15 protein-coding genes are annotated in these 15984 nt (G+C 70.1%); 9 read left to right on the forward strand and 6 right to left on the reverse strand.

What is annotated here, in order from left to right; genetic code table 11:
- Window positions 1–73 precede the first annotated feature (73 nt).
- A complete protein-coding gene (locus AX769_RS11630) occupies window positions 74–1057 on the forward strand; it encodes an NADPH:quinone oxidoreductase family protein (protein ID WP_066279414.1) in 984 nt (327 codons plus the stop codon).
- A 130-nt stretch (window positions 1058–1187) separates the two neighbouring features.
- Here AX769_RS11630 and AX769_RS11635 read toward each other — a convergent pair whose 3' ends face one another.
- Window positions 1188–2891 (reverse strand): AMP-binding protein, encoded by a 1704-nt coding sequence (locus tag AX769_RS11635; protein WP_066283579.1) that lies wholly within the window; start codon window positions 2889–2891, stop codon window positions 1188–1190.
- A 174-nt stretch (window positions 2892–3065) separates the two neighbouring features.
- Here AX769_RS11635 and AX769_RS11640 point away from each other — a divergent pair, with 174 nt between their 5' ends.
- Window positions 3066–3926, forward strand: coding sequence for an SDR family oxidoreductase (locus AX769_RS11640; protein WP_204249206.1), 861 nt, complete (start codon window positions 3066–3068; stop codon window positions 3924–3926).
- Window positions 3927–4326: 400 nt separating this feature from the next.
- On the opposite strand, the gene AX769_RS11645 is transcribed toward AX769_RS11640, so the two are convergent.
- The 4 genes from AX769_RS11645 to AX769_RS11660 form a co-directional block, all read right to left on the reverse strand.
- Complete coding sequence (locus AX769_RS11645) at window positions 4327–5235, reverse strand: SDR family oxidoreductase (protein ID WP_066279428.1); 909 nt, start codon at window positions 5233–5235, stop codon at window positions 4327–4329.
- On the reverse strand, window positions 5232–5627 hold the full coding sequence (locus AX769_RS11650; RefSeq protein ID WP_082763769.1) for a metalloregulator ArsR/SmtB family transcription factor: 396 nt from the start codon (window positions 5625–5627) through the stop codon (window positions 5232–5234). Before AX769_RS11650 ends, AX769_RS11645 begins: the two co-directional genes overlap by 4 nt.
- A gap of 21 nt (window positions 5628–5648) precedes the next feature.
- Window positions 5649–6698 carry an NADPH:quinone reductase gene (locus AX769_RS11655; RefSeq protein WP_066279430.1) on the reverse strand — a complete coding sequence of 350 codons (1050 nt, stop codon included), beginning with the start codon at window positions 6696–6698 and terminating at the stop codon, window positions 5649–5651.
- A 133-nt stretch (window positions 6699–6831) separates the two neighbouring features.
- Window positions 6832–7329, reverse strand: a complete 498-nt coding sequence (locus AX769_RS11660) for a MarR family winged helix-turn-helix transcriptional regulator (protein ID WP_066279432.1) — start codon at window positions 7327–7329, stop codon at window positions 6832–6834.
- 142 nt (window positions 7330–7471) lie between these two features.
- Between AX769_RS11660 and AX769_RS11665 the strand changes: the two genes are divergently transcribed.
- Genes AX769_RS11665 through AX769_RS11680 form a run of 4 tightly spaced genes read left to right on the forward strand, consistent with a single transcriptional unit; the run spans window position 7472 to window position 10016 of the window.
- Complete coding sequence (locus tag AX769_RS11665; RefSeq protein WP_066279435.1) at window positions 7472–7963, forward strand: hypothetical protein; 492 nt, start codon at window positions 7472–7474, stop codon at window positions 7961–7963.
- Window positions 7964–8015: 52 nt separating this feature from the next.
- Entirely contained in the window at window positions 8016–8576 is a 561-nt protein-coding gene (locus AX769_RS11670; protein WP_066279439.1) for a DUF2127 domain-containing protein, read from the forward strand.
- A gap of 52 nt (window positions 8577–8628) precedes the next feature.
- Window positions 8629–9396: an ABC transporter permease gene (locus tag AX769_RS11675; protein ID WP_157887600.1), complete on the forward strand. Its 768-nt coding sequence runs from the start codon at window positions 8629–8631 to the stop codon at window positions 9394–9396.
- On the forward strand, window positions 9393–10016 hold the full coding sequence (locus AX769_RS11680) for a hypothetical protein (RefSeq protein WP_066279450.1): 624 nt from the start codon (window positions 9393–9395) through the stop codon (window positions 10014–10016). Before AX769_RS11675 ends, AX769_RS11680 begins: the two co-directional genes overlap by 4 nt.
- Window positions 10017–10329: 313 nt before the next feature.
- Here the strand turns inward: AX769_RS11680 and AX769_RS11685 are convergent, their stop codons facing one another.
- Window positions 10330–11616 (reverse strand): MFS transporter, encoded by a 1287-nt coding sequence (locus tag AX769_RS11685; RefSeq protein ID WP_369824098.1) that lies wholly within the window; start codon window positions 11614–11616, stop codon window positions 10330–10332.
- Between the two features lie 189 nt (window positions 11617–11805).
- Here AX769_RS11685 and AX769_RS11690 point away from each other — a divergent pair, with 189 nt between their 5' ends.
- From AX769_RS11690 to AX769_RS11700, 3 genes are all read left to right on the forward strand, one after another.
- Complete coding sequence (locus tag AX769_RS11690; RefSeq protein WP_066279454.1) at window positions 11806–12663, forward strand: LysR substrate-binding domain-containing protein; 858 nt, start codon at window positions 11806–11808, stop codon at window positions 12661–12663.
- 37 nt (window positions 12664–12700) lie between these two features.
- Window positions 12701–13075, forward strand: coding sequence for a MauE/DoxX family redox-associated membrane protein (locus tag AX769_RS11695; RefSeq protein WP_204249207.1), 375 nt, complete (start codon window positions 12701–12703; stop codon window positions 13073–13075).
- 367 nt (window positions 13076–13442) lie between these two features.
- Window positions 13443–15677, forward strand: coding sequence for an alpha-galactosidase (locus tag AX769_RS11700; protein ID WP_066279458.1), 2235 nt, complete (start codon window positions 13443–13445; stop codon window positions 15675–15677).
- Window positions 15678–15984 lie beyond the last annotated feature (307 nt).

Consider the following 15984-nt stretch of genomic DNA (forward strand, 5'->3'; position numbering starts at 1 on the left):
CCTCCCGACAGGAAATTTCTGTGCGGGAACGGCCCACCTATAGGTAGAACGGAGGGGGGATAGCCTGAAGGGCGTGAGAGCCGTCGTCATCGAGACCCTGGAAGGGCCCGACGCGGCCCGACTGACCGAGTTCCCGGCGCCGGAAGGCAGCCACGAGCGCGCGAAGGGCGAGCGAGTTGTCGTCGAGGTGCACGCGGCAGGGCTCAGCGTGATCGACAACCTGCAGGCGCGCGGGCAGTACCAGTACGGCACAGCGGTGCCCTACGTGCTCGGCAGCGAGGTGGCCGGTGTGGTCACGTCGTCCGAGTCGAGCGAGTTCGCAGTCGGCGACCGCGTCGGTGGGATCGTCTTCTGGGGCGGGGTCGCCGACGAGTGTCTGATCGCGCCCGAGTATGCGGTGCGTTTGCCCCCGAGTATGAGCTTCGCCGACGGCGCCGCGGTCTACCTCAACTACTCGACGGCCTGGTTCGCGTACCACCGAGCGGGCGTCGAACCCGGCCAGACGGTCCTCGTGCAGGGCGCCGCCGGAGGAGTCGGCTCGGCCGTCCTCGACCTCGCCGCCGCGTTCGGCGCCCGCGCGATCGCAGTCGTCTCCACCGACGAGAAAGAGGCGATCGCTCGGCGCGCCGGAGCCGCCGAGGTCGTTCGCAGCGACGGGGACTGGCTCGCCGAGGTCAAGGAACTCACCGGCGGCCACGGCGTCGACGTCGTGTTCGACCCGGTCGGCGGCGACCGATTCACCGACTCGCTGCGGGCCCTCCGCACCGGCGGCACCCTCGTGGTGATCGGGTTCGTCGGCGGGTTGATCCCGACGGTGAAGGTCAATCGGCTGCTGCTCCGCAACCTCCGTGTCACGGGCATCTCGATGGACACCATGGACGCCGAGTACCCCGGCACCCTTCGACTCGTGCGCGACAGCGTGCAGGCACTGCTCGACGAGGGCCGGATCCACCCGATCGTCGGCGCGACCTACCCGATGGCGCAGGCGGACGACGCCCTGCACGCCCTGGAGCAGCGCTCGACCTTCGGCAAGGTCGTGGTCGAGGTGCGGCCCTAGCCCTCGGATCCTGCCGTCTCGTCTCCCGTTCTACCTATAGGTAAGTGGTTGCCGCACAGAAACATCTATGGGGCAAATGCTTGCCTATAGGTAGAACGGAGGGGGAAACGGAGGGGGGCGGGGCGGGGGATCAGCCGCCAGCGGAGGGGGCGCCGTCGGCGAGGATCGCAGCGATCCGCTCGCGCAGCAGCTGCTTCTGCACCTTCCCGGTCGGCGTCATCGGCAGCCCGTCGGTGACCTCAACGCGCTCGGGCATCTTCTGCACGGCGATCTTCTTCGTGCGGAGGAACTCCTGCGTCGTGGCGAGCGTCGGCGCCTCGTGGCCCGGCTCGACGACGACGAAGGCGCACGCGCGCTCGCCGAGGCGCGGGTCGGGCATCGCGACCACGGCCACGTCGCGGATGTCGGGATGCGTGATCAGCAGGTCTTCGACTTCGCGCGAGCCGATGTTGACGCCTCCGCGGATGATGATGTCCTTGGTCCGGCCGGTGATGCGCACGAAGCCGTCGGCGTCCATGTAGCCGAGGTCGCCGGACCGCGAGTAGCGCTCGGGGGTGTAGAGCTCCTCGGTCTGCGCCTCGTTGTGGAAGTACGCGACCATGTGCGACGGGCCGCGATACGTCACGTCTCCCTCCTCGCCGCGGGGCAACTCGAGGCCCGAGGTCGGGTCGACGACCATGATCGTCGCGCCGGGCAGGGCGCGACCGTCCGACAGCACGGACTTCTCGGGGGCGTCCTCCGGTGCACACATCGCCGTCGTGAGGTTCTCGGACCGGCCGTAGAGGCTCAGCACGCTCAGACCGCTGAACATCGTGCGAGCGCCCTGCACGATCGAGCCGGGGATCGGCGACCCCGCGCAGACCCAGTACTTCATGCCGGACATGTCGTGGTCGCCGGGGTGGTAGCTCTGCATCACCGTCGCGAGGAAGGTGGTCGACGTGAACGTCATCGTGCACCTGTTGTCGCGGATGCGGGCCATGCCCTCGTCGGGGTTCCAGGAGGCCATGAAGTGCGTCCCGCCGCCGACCAGCAGCGGCACGATGAAGCCGGTCACGAGGCCGGTGGTGTGGCTCACGGGCGACGGGTTGAAGAAGATGTCGTCTTCGGTGACGTGCAGCCGGTCGACCAGGGCCTTCGAGCCCGCGTAGTACGTGTTGAACGTGTGATAGCAGCCCTTGGGCCTCGATGTCGTGCCCGAGGTGTAGACGATCACGAAGCCCTCGTCCGGGCCGACGCCGTCTCCGAGCTCCTCTTCGAGGTCGTCGAGGTCGCCGCTCTTCACGAGGTCGGGCAGCGCGTGGGCCGCGCCGAGGTCGCTGCCCTCGTCGGGCCGCACGACGACGACGTGCTCGAGCGTCGGGATCTCGTCGAGCAGATCGAGGTACAGCTCGCGATGGCTGAACTTGTGGAAGAAGTCGGGCCCGATCAGCACCTTCGCGCCCGAGTCGGCCAGGTCGAAGCCGACTTCGTCGTGGCGGAAGATCGGCATGATGGGCAGCAGGATGGCGCCGAGTCGCGATAGCGCGACGACGACCTCGGTGAACTCGGCCCAGTTGGGCAGCTGCACGGCGACACGATCGCCGTGGCCGACCCCCAGGTCGGCAAGGCCCGCGGCGAGACGCACGCCACCCTCGTACATCTGCGAGTAGGTGAGCGAGATGTCGCCGTCCGAGACGAAGACCTGGTCGGGGCGTTCGGCGGCCTTCTCGGCGACGAGTTGATAGAGCACCCGATCCTGCCAGTCGCCGGAGTCGTAGTAGGCGGCGATGTCGCCGGCCGTGTAGGGGCCGAACGGTTCGATGGTGGCGGTTTCGGTGGCCGTCGACTGCGTCATGGTGCTCCACGTCCTCAGGGTCTGGGAGGGGAGAAGGTCGGGCGCCTCGAGACCGGGGTGATCGGGCTGCTGAGAGCCCGGCACATCTTCACTGAGTGTTAAATTACCAGCGTGTCGTCATCTTCGCGTCGAGACCCGTTCACTCCTCATCTCCTCGACGGTCAACGAGTCCTCGTGACCGGGGGCGGGTCGGGGCTGGGCCTCGCCATCGCGACGGCTCTCGCCGGGCACGGGGCGCGTGTGCTGCTCTGGGGGCGTCGGCCGGCGGTGCTCGAGGAGGCTGCCTCCGGGATCGGGGCGCAGGCCGCCTTCGACGTCGTGGACGTCCGCGATCCTGAAGCCGTCGACGCGGCAGCCGAGCGAGCTTTCGACGACGCGCCGCTGACCGGGCTCGTCAACAGTGCCGCGGCCAACTTCATCGCCCCCACCGAGTCGTTGTCGCCGCGCGCCTACCGGGCCGTCGCCTCGACGGTGATGGACGGCTCGTTCTTCACCACGCACGCCCTCGGCAAGCGCTGGATCGCGCAAGCGGCGTCAGGATCCGTCGTGTCGCTGTTGACGACGTGGGTCGATACCGGCTCGGCGTTCGTGGTGCCCTCGGCGATGGCCAAGGCGGCCGTCAACGCCATGACCATGTCGCTCGCGGTCGAATGGGCGCGTTACGGCATCCGCCTGAACGCGGTGGCGCCGGGGCCGATCCCCACGGACTTCGCGTGGGAAGTGCTCGACCCGGGCGCGGCCGCCGGGGCTCCTGACGTGATCGGCGCGACCGACGTGCGGGGCATCCCGGCCGGGCGGCACGGCACGCCCGCCGAGGTGGCCAACCTGGTCATGTTCCTGCTGTCGGACGCCTGCGACTACCTCACCGGCGAGACGGTCGCGATGGACGGCGGGCAGCACCTGGCCGGCCCGTCGACGTTCGCCGGGCTCACGGCGCTCACTGTCGACGACTGGGCTGCCATCCGCGAGCGGGGCAAGGCCGCCGCCGCCGCGACGAAGGCGCGGCAGCAGCAGCAGCAGCAGCAGCAGCAGTAGTAGGCGCGGCACCTCGGGCTAGTGACGAGGTGACGCCCCGTCTTTCGGCCGAGGTGCCAGCGCCGCGGCGCTGGGAGGTCGGCCGGAATCCGGGGTCTTGCGGCGCGCGGGTCAGGCGAGGCTGGCTGTACTCGTAGAGCACCGCGAGCTTCCACGCGGCGAGCGTGACGTACCACGTCGGATCCTGCGCCTCGATGCCCTGCGCCTCGAAGTAGCGCGCGGCGAGCCATGCGGCGCGTCTCGACCCAGTCGACGGTGGGCGCAGGATCCGCCATGGTGCGGGCCAGCGACAACCTAGTCGTGGGCCGGTGCCGCTGCCCTCACTCCCGCCGCCACGAGAATGAGCCGGATTTCACGCAAATCGCCACGCCTAGTCCGAGCGTTTTACCTGAAATCGGACTCATACCGACGACGACAGCCGGGCGCAGCGCAGGTCGCGCGGAGTGAAGCCGCCCTTCGGCGGCAGGGCGCGGCGGATCGACTCGTCGCTGAACGGTATCGTCGGCCGCAGATCGGCGGGCAGCTCGTCCGCCCACGGCGCTGCCGTGCTGACGCCCTCGGCGAGCATGCGCACCTGGGCCAGTGCGACGAGAGGCACTCGCATCGTCCACTCGGTGAGCCGGCCGAGGGCCCGCAGCGCCCAGACCGGGGCCGGAACCACCACGACCCGCCGCTCCACGACCCGAGCGACACGACGCACCGCATCGCTCAGCAGCAGCTCTTCGGCACCTGTCACGGCCACCGTCTGGCGTGGCATCCTGCCGTCGGTCGCGGCCTGCAGGATGCGGGTCAGGTCGTCGACGGGGATGGGCCGGATCGGCCGCTCGACAAAGCCCACCGTCGCGAACAGCGGAATCGTCTGAACGGTGCGGCTCAGGTGGTCGACGAGGTGGTCGCCGTGGCCGTAGATCATGCCGGCCTTGAGGATCGTGTAGTCGAGGCCTGAGGAGCGGATCAACTCTTCGGCGGCCCACTTCGACTCGTGATAGGCCGAGCCGCAATCGGGGCGGGCCCGGAGGAAGCTCAGCATGACGATCTTCGTCACGCCGGCGCGCGTCGCTGCGGCCAGCACGCCAGCCGTGCCCTCGATGTGCACCCGCTGATACGTCTGGTCGCCGATCTCGCGGTTGATGCCGGCGCAGTGCACCACCGTGTCGCACCCGGCAAAGGCTCGGGTGAGGGCCTCGACGTCGTCGATCTCGACGCCGGTTCGGCGCGAGACCTGGACCGTCGCAACACCCGCCGCGTCGAGACGAGCGGACATATGCCGGCCGACGAATCCGGTGCCTCCGGTGATCGCGACGCTCACGCGCGGGCCGTCTTCGCGCCGGCTTTGCCCGACGTGCCCTTCGCGGCGTCCTTCGCGGCGGCCTTCTTCGCAGCGGAGCCATTCTTGGCCTTCACCTCGCGCACGGTGCGCATCACGATCTGCTCGGGGCACACGCTCGAGAGGAAGTCGCCGACCGAGAGCGCGAGGGTGTCGCCGACGAGCGAGTACAGGATGCGATTGGCGTCGCGACGCTCGGTGACCAGACCTGCAGCGCGCAGGACGCCGAGGTGGCGGGAGATCGTCGGCCCCGACGCGTCGAAGCGCGAGGCGATGTCACCCGCGGCGACCTCGCCGCCCTTGAGGTCTTGCAGGATCTGCCGTCGCGTGGGGTGCGCAAGAGCGGTGAACACGTCGCTGGTGGAATCGGCCATGTGTGCACTATAGCACCAGAGCTAAATAGCCCCTCTGGACTCTCCCTCTCCTCGCTCCACCATCGGGACGTCGATGAGCACCTTGCCCACGACGTTGTCCTGCACGGCCTGGTGTGCCGCCGCGGTGTCGGCGAGGGCGAAGCGGACCACCGGGAGACCCGCATCCTGCCCCACCGGCAGTGCGCCCGCGATCAGGGCCTCCGTGACGTCTTCGACGCCGGCCTTCATGGCGACGTCGCCGATCGTGTAGAGCAGGACGAACTGGTAGCGCGTGTTCTTGGCCATGTTCGGGCGGACGGCGAGCTCGGCGGTGGCGCCCGCGTCGTCGGCGTACATCGAGATCACCGCTCGGTCGCCGACGACGTCGGCGTCCAGCGAAGCGTTCTGCACGATCGAGACCTCGACCACGATGTCGACGCCGTCGGGCGCGATCTGCTTCACGACCGCCGCGGTGTCTTCGGTGCGGTAGTTGACGACGTGGTGGGCGCCGGCGGCAGTGGCGAGGGCTGCCTTCTCGTCGCTCGAGATGGTGGTGATGACGGTGGCCCCCGCCCAGCGGGCGAGCTGGATCGCGGCGTGGCCGACGGCCCCGGCTCCGCCGGCGACGAGCACGACTCTGCCGCCGAGAGAGCCGGGTGCGAGGCGGGACGGGCCGCCCTCGAGAACGGTGAGCGCGCGGTGGGCGGTGAGCGCGGGCACGCCCATGGTGGCGCCGATGTCGAAGCTGGTTCCGACGGGCAGCTTCACGGCGCGCTCGGCGGGGACGACAGTGAACTCCTGCGCGGTGCCGGTCGGCCGGTCGCGGGCGGCGAGGTAGAGCCACACCCGGTCGCCGACGTCGAGCGTCGTCACGCCGTCGCCGACAGCGTCGACGACGCCTGCGCCGTCCTGGTTCGGGGTGACCTCGGGGAAGGCGAGCTCACCCTGCGAGCGCGACTTCCAGTCGGTCGGGTTGACGGCCGACACCACGACGCGCACGCGCACCTCGCCGGGGCCGGGGTCGGGCACGTCGCGATCGACCAACTGGAGGACGTCAGGAGAACCGGTGTGCGTGTAGCGGATCGACTTCATGTCTCGATCCAACTCCCCGCCTCCGGCAGGGATTCCGATCGGGCCATTGAGAGTGCACAAATGACGGCCGACGGCAAAAGTGAGCGGCGAGTGGTGCACTGCGAACGCACCGAGAGGCAGGGGGGCGAGCCGGTCAGCGCTCCGAAGCGAACATCCTGCTGTCCGGGTCGAGCCGGGTCAGCAGTGCCGCGCTGATCTCGGAGAGCTGAGCCACCTGCTGCGGGGTGAGCGCGTCGATCACCGAGCGCCGCACGTTCTCGACGTGCCCCGGGGCCGCGTGGACGACCCTCTGCCAGCCGCCCTCGGTGAGGGTCGCGTTGGTCGCGCGGCGGTCTTCGGCGCAGGGGCTCCGTTCGACTAGGCCCCGCGCCTCCAGGCGCGAGGCGACGCGCGAGAGGCGGGGGAGCGTGGCGTTGGTGCGGGCGGCGAGCCCCGTCATCCGCAGGGTGCGGGCCGGCGCCTCGGAGAGCATGGCCAGCACGAAGTACTCGAAGTGAGTGAGCGCCTCGTCGCGTTCGAGCTGCTGGTCGAGCACGCCGGGCAGCAGCTCGAGCACCGCGGCGAACCGCACCCAGGCCGTGCGCTCGTCGTCGCTCAGCCACCGAGGTTGGGGAGAAGTCTGCGACGTCATGGAGCGATTCTCGCACAAGGTTGTCGCTACAACTAAAGTGCCGCGGCCTTTCGTCGAAGACCGGCGGCTTCGGCATCGTCCGCTGAGCGAGCGGGCTCCGGTCGGGCTCCGGTCGGGCTCTGCTTCCCGCTAGCGTGACGGCATGGACGATCGCTTCCGCATCGCCGGCGTCGAGCTCGGCGTCGACCGGCGGCGCTCGTTCGCCGTGGTCGACGCCGCGGGCGTCGCATCCGGCACGATCCGCGCCGGTCGGGCCCTCGACGGCGCCGCGGGCCCGCCCCCGGCTCTCGTCATCGCGCGCATCCCTCTCCGCTTCGACGGCGAGCTGTTCGGCGCGGTGGTCGACGCCGAGGTGCGCGATCAGCTGTTCGTCGACGCGCTCAGCGACGACCACGATGCAACCGACGAGGATGCGACCGGGCAGGATCCGACGGCGTCCGACCTCGACGACGCCCCGACCTCCGACCCCGGCATCCAGCTTCACGCGGGTTCGCGCGTCGATGCCGACGGCCGCCTCACCCACCACGCCGGCGACCGCCTCCGTTTCGTCGGCGAAGCGACGCTGCCCGGCGGCCGGCCGCTGCAGATCGAGGTCTCGCTCGCCTTCGGGGGCCGCCGCGCCCCGCGGATCTGATCGGTCTCGGCTTCTGGGGCGTTTCTGAGTCGACGCGGACGAGACTCAACGCATGACGTCCGCACGCAGGCCCCTGCTCGACCGGGTCTTCCTCTGGATCGTCGTGATCAAGGGGATCGACGGGGCGGCAGAGCTCATCGCCGGGGCCGCTCTGTGGATCATCGGGCCGACCGTGCTCGGATCCTGGGGCACGGAGCTTGCGACGAAGGTGCTGGAGATCGACTCCGACAACCAGCTCGCCCAGTCGGCCCAGCTCAGCCTGTCGCACCTGTCGACGGGGTCGACCCTCTTCGCCGGCGGGTATCTGCTCGTGCACGGCCTGGTCAAGCTCGTGCTCTGGTGGGCAGTCGCGAGGCAGCGCTACCGGCTCTACCCGTGGATGATCGGGGTGCTGGTCGCCTTCGTGATCTACCAGGTGGTCGAGCTGACGCTGTCGTGGTCGACGGGCCTGTTCGTGCTCTCGCTCTTCGACGTCGTCATCATCGTGCTCACCTACGTCGAGTACAGGCGGCACACCGCGAGGTCGCAGCGTGAAAGGGATGCAGAGGCCGTGTCTCCGGTGTTGACTGGCCCCGAGGCCACCGACGCTCTATCCGACACTCGTCGTCGATAGGATGCTCGAGTCGGCCAGCCGACACGAGCAGACGAGAGGTGGCCCGCAGCCGATGACGACGACCGCTGACAGCTCGACGATCGGTGGCCCGGACGCCCCGCAGGGCGAGCACGAGCACCGCCACGCGGCCCCTCGCGCCGGGGCGTATTCCCGCTTCCGCGACACCTACGAGAAGCTGCCGCCCGGGGTCCAGCTGATCGGCCTGCAGCTGTGGCTGCCGTTCTTCTTCGTCATCGCGTTCTGCTTCTGCTACGTGCTGGCCTTCCACGCGCCGGCTCCGAAAGACGTGCCGGTCGCGGTGATCGGCTCGTCGAGCCAGACGACGCGGGTGGCCGACGGCCTCGCCACGCAGACGAAAGGCGAGTTCGCGGTCTCGACCGTCCCGACACTGGCGCAGGCGCGTGCCGATGTGAAGAGCGGCGACCTCGCCGCGGCCTACCTGCCCGGCGCGAAGACATCGACCCTCGTGATCGCCAGCGGGGCCCAGTATCAGCTCGCGACGATATCGAAGTCCGTGTTCACCGCCGCCGCGACCGCCTCGGGCAGCACCCTGGCCGTCGACGACGTGGCGCCGCTGCCGGCGAGCGACTCGTTCGGAACGACGCTGTTCTACGTGACCCTCGTCTTCATGATCGGGGGCTACATGACCGGCATGTTCGTCGGCCTCATGGGCGGCCCGCTGCGGCATCGCGTGCGACTCGGCATCATCGCCGGCGTGGCCGTCATCATCCCGCTGATCGTCACGATCCTGACGCATGTGGTGCTCGGCGCCGTGCTGGCCAACTTCTTCGAGCTCTGGGGATTGGCTTCGTCACCGTGATCGCGGTCGGCGTCGTCACGAACGGGCTGTCGTACTTCCTCGGGCGGTTCATCGCCGGAGGCGCCCTGCTGCTCTTCGTCTTCTTGATGGTGCCGTCGTCGGGCGGTGCGATCCCAATCGAACTCGTGCCGAAGTTCTTCCTCTGGATCCACCCGTACGTCGCCGGCACCGGCACGATCGAGCTCTTGCGGCAGGCGGAGTACGGCGTGGGGCCAGCCGTGTGGCAACCCCTGCTGCTGCTCGTCTGCTACATCGGCGCCGGGGCGATCCTGACCGGGTTCGGGCGGGCGCTGTTCGTCCGCCGGATGCGTCACGCCGCGATCGTCGGCAAACGCCCGACGATGATGGCCGTCGCACAGGGAATGGCCATCGCGGCCGGCCGCAAGGCGACCGAAGAGGCCGCGAACAGTGCGATCGGCGCAGGAGTCGACGCGTCACCCCGCGATGGCGGCGCCGGAAACCGCCCTCCCGAGTCTCACGTGCGCACCTCAGTGATCCGCACGGTCGCCGAGGAGGACGGTCAGCTGCACCACGCTCACCGCGCCACCCCCGATGCGACTGGCGAGGCCGCAGCTGCCGCGGCTGGCGGGCCCGCCGTGTCGCCCGGCGCCTCGGAGTAGCCCGACCTGCCCGCCGCTCTCGAGGTCGCTTCGGCAGTGGGGCCGGCGGTCATTTCCCCCCCGTGGACAGGGGGTCACTCTGGATTCCTCCCCGACTTGCGCGTCGCCGGGAGGATCGCGGCGTACGGGAGGGAAACGCAGGAGCTCATCCTCCCGTCCGTGTGCTGGCAGGCAGTTTGTCCTCCCCGGCGAATGCAGACAGCGTTTCTTCCTCCCCGGGGCGCTGGACTTCCTCCCCGAAACACCGCTGGCCGGGTTGCAGGGCCTCACGACCTCCTCACCGACCCGCAGCGGGTTCAGACCCGAGTCGGGTTCAGGCCACGCGGTGCTCGATGTGCGGCAGCGGGACGTGGTGCAGCATCCGCACGTGCAGCGTGAGCTGGCCGCGGCGCGCGAGCACCACGCCGGCGAACAGGGCCGCGAGGGCCGGCATCCCGCCCGAGACGAGCATGCCGGTGTGCACGCCGAAAGTCGACACGATCCAGCCCATCAGCGGGCCGCCGATCGCCTGGCCGCCGAGCAGAACGAGCACGTAGAGCGACATCACTCGCCCGCGCACAGCGAGGTTCGACGACATCTGCACGAGCGAGTTCGAGGCTGTCTGGAAGAGCAGCGACGACATGCCGACCGTGATCAGCAGCAGGGCGAACGGTGCGATCCCGGGCATCAGGCCGGTCGTGGCCTGCAGGATGCCGGTGATCCCGACCCCGATCACGACAGTGCGCAGCCGGATGTTGGCACGCCTGGTCGACAGCAGCGCCCCGGTCAGCGCGCCCACGGCGATCATCGAATTGAAGAGGCCGTAGCCGGCGGCGCCGACCTTGAAGACGTGGTCGGCGTAGGAGGCGAGAAGGACGGGCATCGTGAGGCCGAAGACGGCGAAGACCGCAACGAGGAAGACGGGCCAGATGATGGTCGGCTTGCCGGTCGCGTAGCGGAGGCCCGCCTTGAGCTGGCCTTTCTCGCGGGGCGACGGAGGGTTGCGGGTCATCGTCGCCTTGTTGAGCCGCGTGAGCATGAACACCACCAGCAGGCAGGCCAGGCCGTTGACGACGAAGGCCCAGCCCGCGCCGACGGCGAGCAGCAGCGCACCGGCGATCGCCGGGCCGATCATGCCGCCGAGCTGAAACACCGACGAGTTGATGCTGATCGCGTTGCGAAGGTTCTTCTGGCCGACCAGCTCGGTGACGATCACCTGGCGGGCAGGATTGTCGATCACTGTGACCAGGCCCGTTACGAAGGCGATGCCCCACACCATCCACGCTTCGACGTTGCCGGTCAGGGTCAGCACGGCGAGGCCGAGCGACAGGATCGCGAAGAGCGACTGGGTGATCATCATCAGTTTGCGCTTCGAGAAGCGGTCGACGATCACACCGCCGAGCAGTCCGAAGATCAGCATGGGCGCGAACTGGCACGCGACGGTGATCCCGACCTGGGTGGCGCTGCCCGTGAGCTCGAGAACGAGCCAGTCCTGGGCGATCTTCTGCATCCAGGTGGCCGTCATCGCGATCAGGTTGCCTGACGTCCAGATGCGGAAGTTGGGCACCGCGAGGGCGATGAAAGTGTGGCGCCACGGCGGCCGCTCCGAGACGACGGAGATGGGCTCGGTGGCGGGGTATTGGTCGGTGAGAGAGACGGGGATGGGAGCAGTCGGCGTCGACGTGGTCAAACAGTGTCCAGAGTTCGAAGGCGAGAAAGAAGCTTCCTCAACGGTACGGTCATCGTTGTCATTTCGATCCCGCATGGACATAATCAGGGTCATTGGGTTCTGTAATGAGAGGCTGTCCGCATGTACGACCCCGCACTGCTCCGCACCTTCCTCGTCGTCGCCGAGACGCACAGCTTCACGCAGGCGGCCATGCGCCTCGGCATCAGCCAGCCGACCGTCAGCCAGCACGTCTCGAAGCTCGAGAAGGCCGCCGGCCGCACCCTCGTCGCCCGCGACACCCGCGAGGTTGCGCTCACCGACAACGGCGACGCGATGGCCGGCTTCGCGCGCACGATCCTGGCCGCGCACGCGAGCGCCGAGAGCTATTTCTCGGGATCGGCCATGCGGGGGCGGCTGCGCTTCGGGGCGGCCGACGACCTCGCGATCACGCAGCTCCCGCGGATCCTGCGGCACTTTCGCCAGCTCTACCCCCAGATCAACCTCGAGCTGACCGTCAATCAGTCGATGCCTCTGCGCCGCCGACTCGCCTCCGGGCAGCTCGACCTCATCTTCGTGAAGCAGAACGCGGGCGAGTACGAAGACGGCACCCGCGTCGCCGGCGATCCCATGGTCTGGATGGCGCAGGAGCGGCTGCAGCTCGACCCCGACCAGCCCGTGCCGCTCATCACCTACCAGGCGCCGTCGCTGTCGCGGCAGATGGCGATCGACGCCCTGGAGGCGGCCGGGCGCACCTGGCGGATCACCTGCAACACCCGCGACGTCAACGGCATCCTGGCGGCGGTTCGCGCCGGTATCGGCATCGCCGCCTTCCCGTACTCGCTGATCCCCGCCGACCTCGTGAAGGTCTCCCAGCGGTTCTCGCTGCCCGGCCTCGGCGACGTCGACTACGTGCTGGTCGCCAACCCCGGGGCCGCGCGCGAGCCCGTCGAGGCCCTCACCTCGGCGATCCTGTCGCGGGGTGTCAGCCGCGCCGAGTGACTCCTTCTCTTCAGACGAGGGGTGCAGGATGCAACGCATGGCACCTCGCATCCTCACCCGACCTCGACTCACCGCTCTACTCGCCACGTCGGGGGTGCTCCACCTGGCCCGCCCGCAGACGTTCGACGGCATCGTGCCCGATGCGATGCCCGGCGAGGCGCGCACGTGGACGTACGTCTCGGGCGCTGCCGAGCTGGCGTGCGCGGCGGCTCTGGCCCTGCCGAAGACGCGCCGTCTCGGCGGAACCCTGGCAGCCCTGCTATTCGTCGCCGTCTTCCCCGCGAACGTCAAGATGGCGCGCGACGCCGTCGCGAGCTCGAAGGCGTCGACGCCACGCAAGGCCATCGCGGTGGCCCGGCTGCCGCTGCAGATCCCCCTCGTGGTCGCGGCGCTCCGCGCTCGCCGCGCCTGACGCGGGCCGACCCGCCGGTTCGGCTCGCCGCATTGGCCCGCTCGCTCGCCCCGCTGCACCGGCGCGCGTCGTTCGCCCGCGCGTCGGACTCGCCGCCGTGCCGCAGCGCGGCTCGGCGTCCGATCCGCGGGCATCAGCGTGCGGTCGGCCGCTGGCCAGACCCCGGCCCCACGATCCGGGCACCGCGCCACGATCCGGCCGTCGAACCACGCAGCGGCCCGGCCGAACCACGTTTCCGCCGTCGAACCGCGTCTGAACGTGGTTCGACGCCCGAAGCGTGGTTCGCGGCGGCCATTGTCCGACGCCGCCCCGCGCCGCCCCGCGACGCGGCTCTAGGGTGGGGGAGACCCTCGACCCTGGAGCCTCGATGACGCCGCTTCCTCCTTCCGCTTTCGTCCACCTGAGTGCCGCGGGGGTCAGCCTGCTGCTCGACGTCACCGAGGGGCGACTGCCCGCAGTCATCCACTGGGGTGCGGCACTCGGCGCGCTGACCGAGCGCGAGGCGCGGGCTCTGGCGGTGGCCGACGTGCCGCCTGCGGTGCCGAACACGATGGACGAGCCGGTGCGTCTCGCGATCCTGCCTGAGCCTCACACGGGATGGTCGGGCAAGCCCGGTCTTGCGGGGCACCGTGCCGGGGCCGACTGGTCGCCGAAGTTCGAGGTGGTCTCCCTCGAGTTCGATGGGGTGCCTGTCGCCGGCCCGTTCGTCGAGACGGGCCCCGGCGTCCTGACGACACGGGCGCAGGATCCGACGGCGCAGCTGGCCCTCACCCTCGAGGTCGAGCTGCTGGCGAGCGGACTCGTCCGCACTCGCGCGACCGTGACCAGCACCGCGGGTGCGGGCGCTGCCCTCTACGACGTGTCCGACCTGGCACTCGCTCTGCCCACCCCTGGCCGCGCCCGGGAGATCCTGGACTTCGCCGGCCGCTGGGGCAAGGAGCGGACGCCGCAGCGTCGCCCCCTCGGTGTCGGCATCCACGAGCGGGAGGGCCGCAAGGGCCGCACCGGCGCCGATGCCGCGACCGTTCTCAGCGTGGGCGAGCCGGGGTTCGGCTTCCGTCGCGGCGAAGTGTGGGGCGTGCACGTGGCGTGGAGCGGCAATCACCGGCACTACGCCGAGCGGCTCTTCACCGGGGCGCAGGTGCTCGGCGGCGGCGAGCTGCTGCTGCCGGGCGAGGTTCGCCTCGACGCGGGCGAGAGCTACACGTCGCCGTGGCTGTACGGCGCGTACGGCGACGGGCTCGACGAGCAGGCGGCCCGCTTCCACCGCTATCTCCGCGGGCGTGACCGGCACCCCGTGCGCCCCCGGCCCGTCACGCTCAACGTGTGGGAGGCCGTCTACTTCGACCATGATCCTGCCCGCCTCGTCGACCTCGCCGAGCACGCCGCAGCGGTGGGAGTCGAGCGGTACGTGCTCGACGACGGCTGGTTCCGCCACCGCCGGGGCGCCCGAGCCGGCCTCGGCGACTGGTACGTCGACGAAGACGTCTGGCCCTCGGGTCTCGGCCCTTTGGTCGACCGGGTGACGGATCTCGGCATGGAGTTCGGCCTGTGGTTCGAGCCCGAGATGGTCAACGAAGACAGCGATCTCGCCCGGGCCCACCCCGAGTGGATCCTGCAGACGGGCGGCCGCCTGCCCGTGAGCGCCCGCCATCAGCAGGTGCTGAACCTCGGCCTGCCCGAGGCTTTCGACTACGTGCTCGAGCGCATGACCGCGATCCTCGACGAGTACGACATCGCCTACATCAAGTGGGATCACAACCGCGACCTCGTCGACGCCGACACCTGGCCGACCGGGGCCGCCGGGGTCCACGCACAGACTCTCGCCGCCTACCGGCTGATGGCCACCCTGAAAGAGCGCTTCCCCGGGCTCGAGATCGAGGCGTGCGCGTCCGGCGGTGCCCGGGTCGACCTCGGCGTGATCGAGCACACCGACCGCGTCTGGGTGTCCGACTGCATCGACCCGCTCGAGCGCCAGGAGATGGTCCGCTGGACGACCCAGCTGCTGCCGCCCGAGTTGCTCGGCGCCCACATCGCCTCCGGCGTCAACCACACCACCGGCCGCTCGCACGCGCTGTCGTTCCGCGCCGGCACGGCCCTCTTCGGGCATCTCGGCATCGAGTGGGACCTCGCCGGTGCCACCGACGCCGAGCTGCGCGACCTCGCCTCGTGGGTCGCGCTCTACCGCTCCGTCAGGCACCTGCTGCACACGGGCGACGTCGTGCGAGCGGATTCCGTCGACGACTCGCTGCACGTCTACGGCTCGGTGGCGCAGGATCGGGCGGACGCGCTCTTCTTCCTCGCGTTCACCGGCCGAGCCGAGGTCTCGCCCCGGGGCCGCTTCACTCTGCCGGGGCTCGCGCCCTCAGCGCTCTACCGCGTCACCCCCGTCGTGGTCGCGGCGGAGCCCGAGCCCGGGCTCGGGTGGCCCGCCTGGGCTGCCGGCGCTGCCGGCGCTGCCGGCGCTGCCGGCGCTGCCGGCAGCGCTGCGCCCGGCGTCGTGCTGTCGGGCCGCGCGCTCGCCGAGGTGGGGCTGCAGGCGCCCGCGTCCTTCCCCGACCGTGTCATGATCCTGCGCATCACCGTCGAGCCCGCGGCCTGAACGGCCCGCGCCGACATCCGCGCGTGACGTCCGCCGAGACGATGTTGCTTTTTTGCATGTACAGCTCTGCCTGAATTCAGTCGAGGTGGCGGCGGCGGTGCGGACGATCTGCCTGAATTCAGGGGCGGCGGTGCGAACGCGACTGGGCTCTGAATTCAGGCGGACCTGTAAGTCCAAAACTGGGATATCCCTTCCCCGAGGCCCGACGCCCGCCCGCGCCCGCGCCCGCGGCCGAAACAGCGGCGGCCGAAGCCGGTGCCGGCGGGTCCCGGTCGTCGTGCGAGCGACTTCCGGCGGCCGGGTGGAC

Origin of the sequence: Frondihabitans sp. PAMC 28766 (assembly GCF_001577365.1) — a bacterium.
Lineage (GTDB): Bacteria > Actinomycetota > Actinomycetes > Actinomycetales > Microbacteriaceae > Frondihabitans.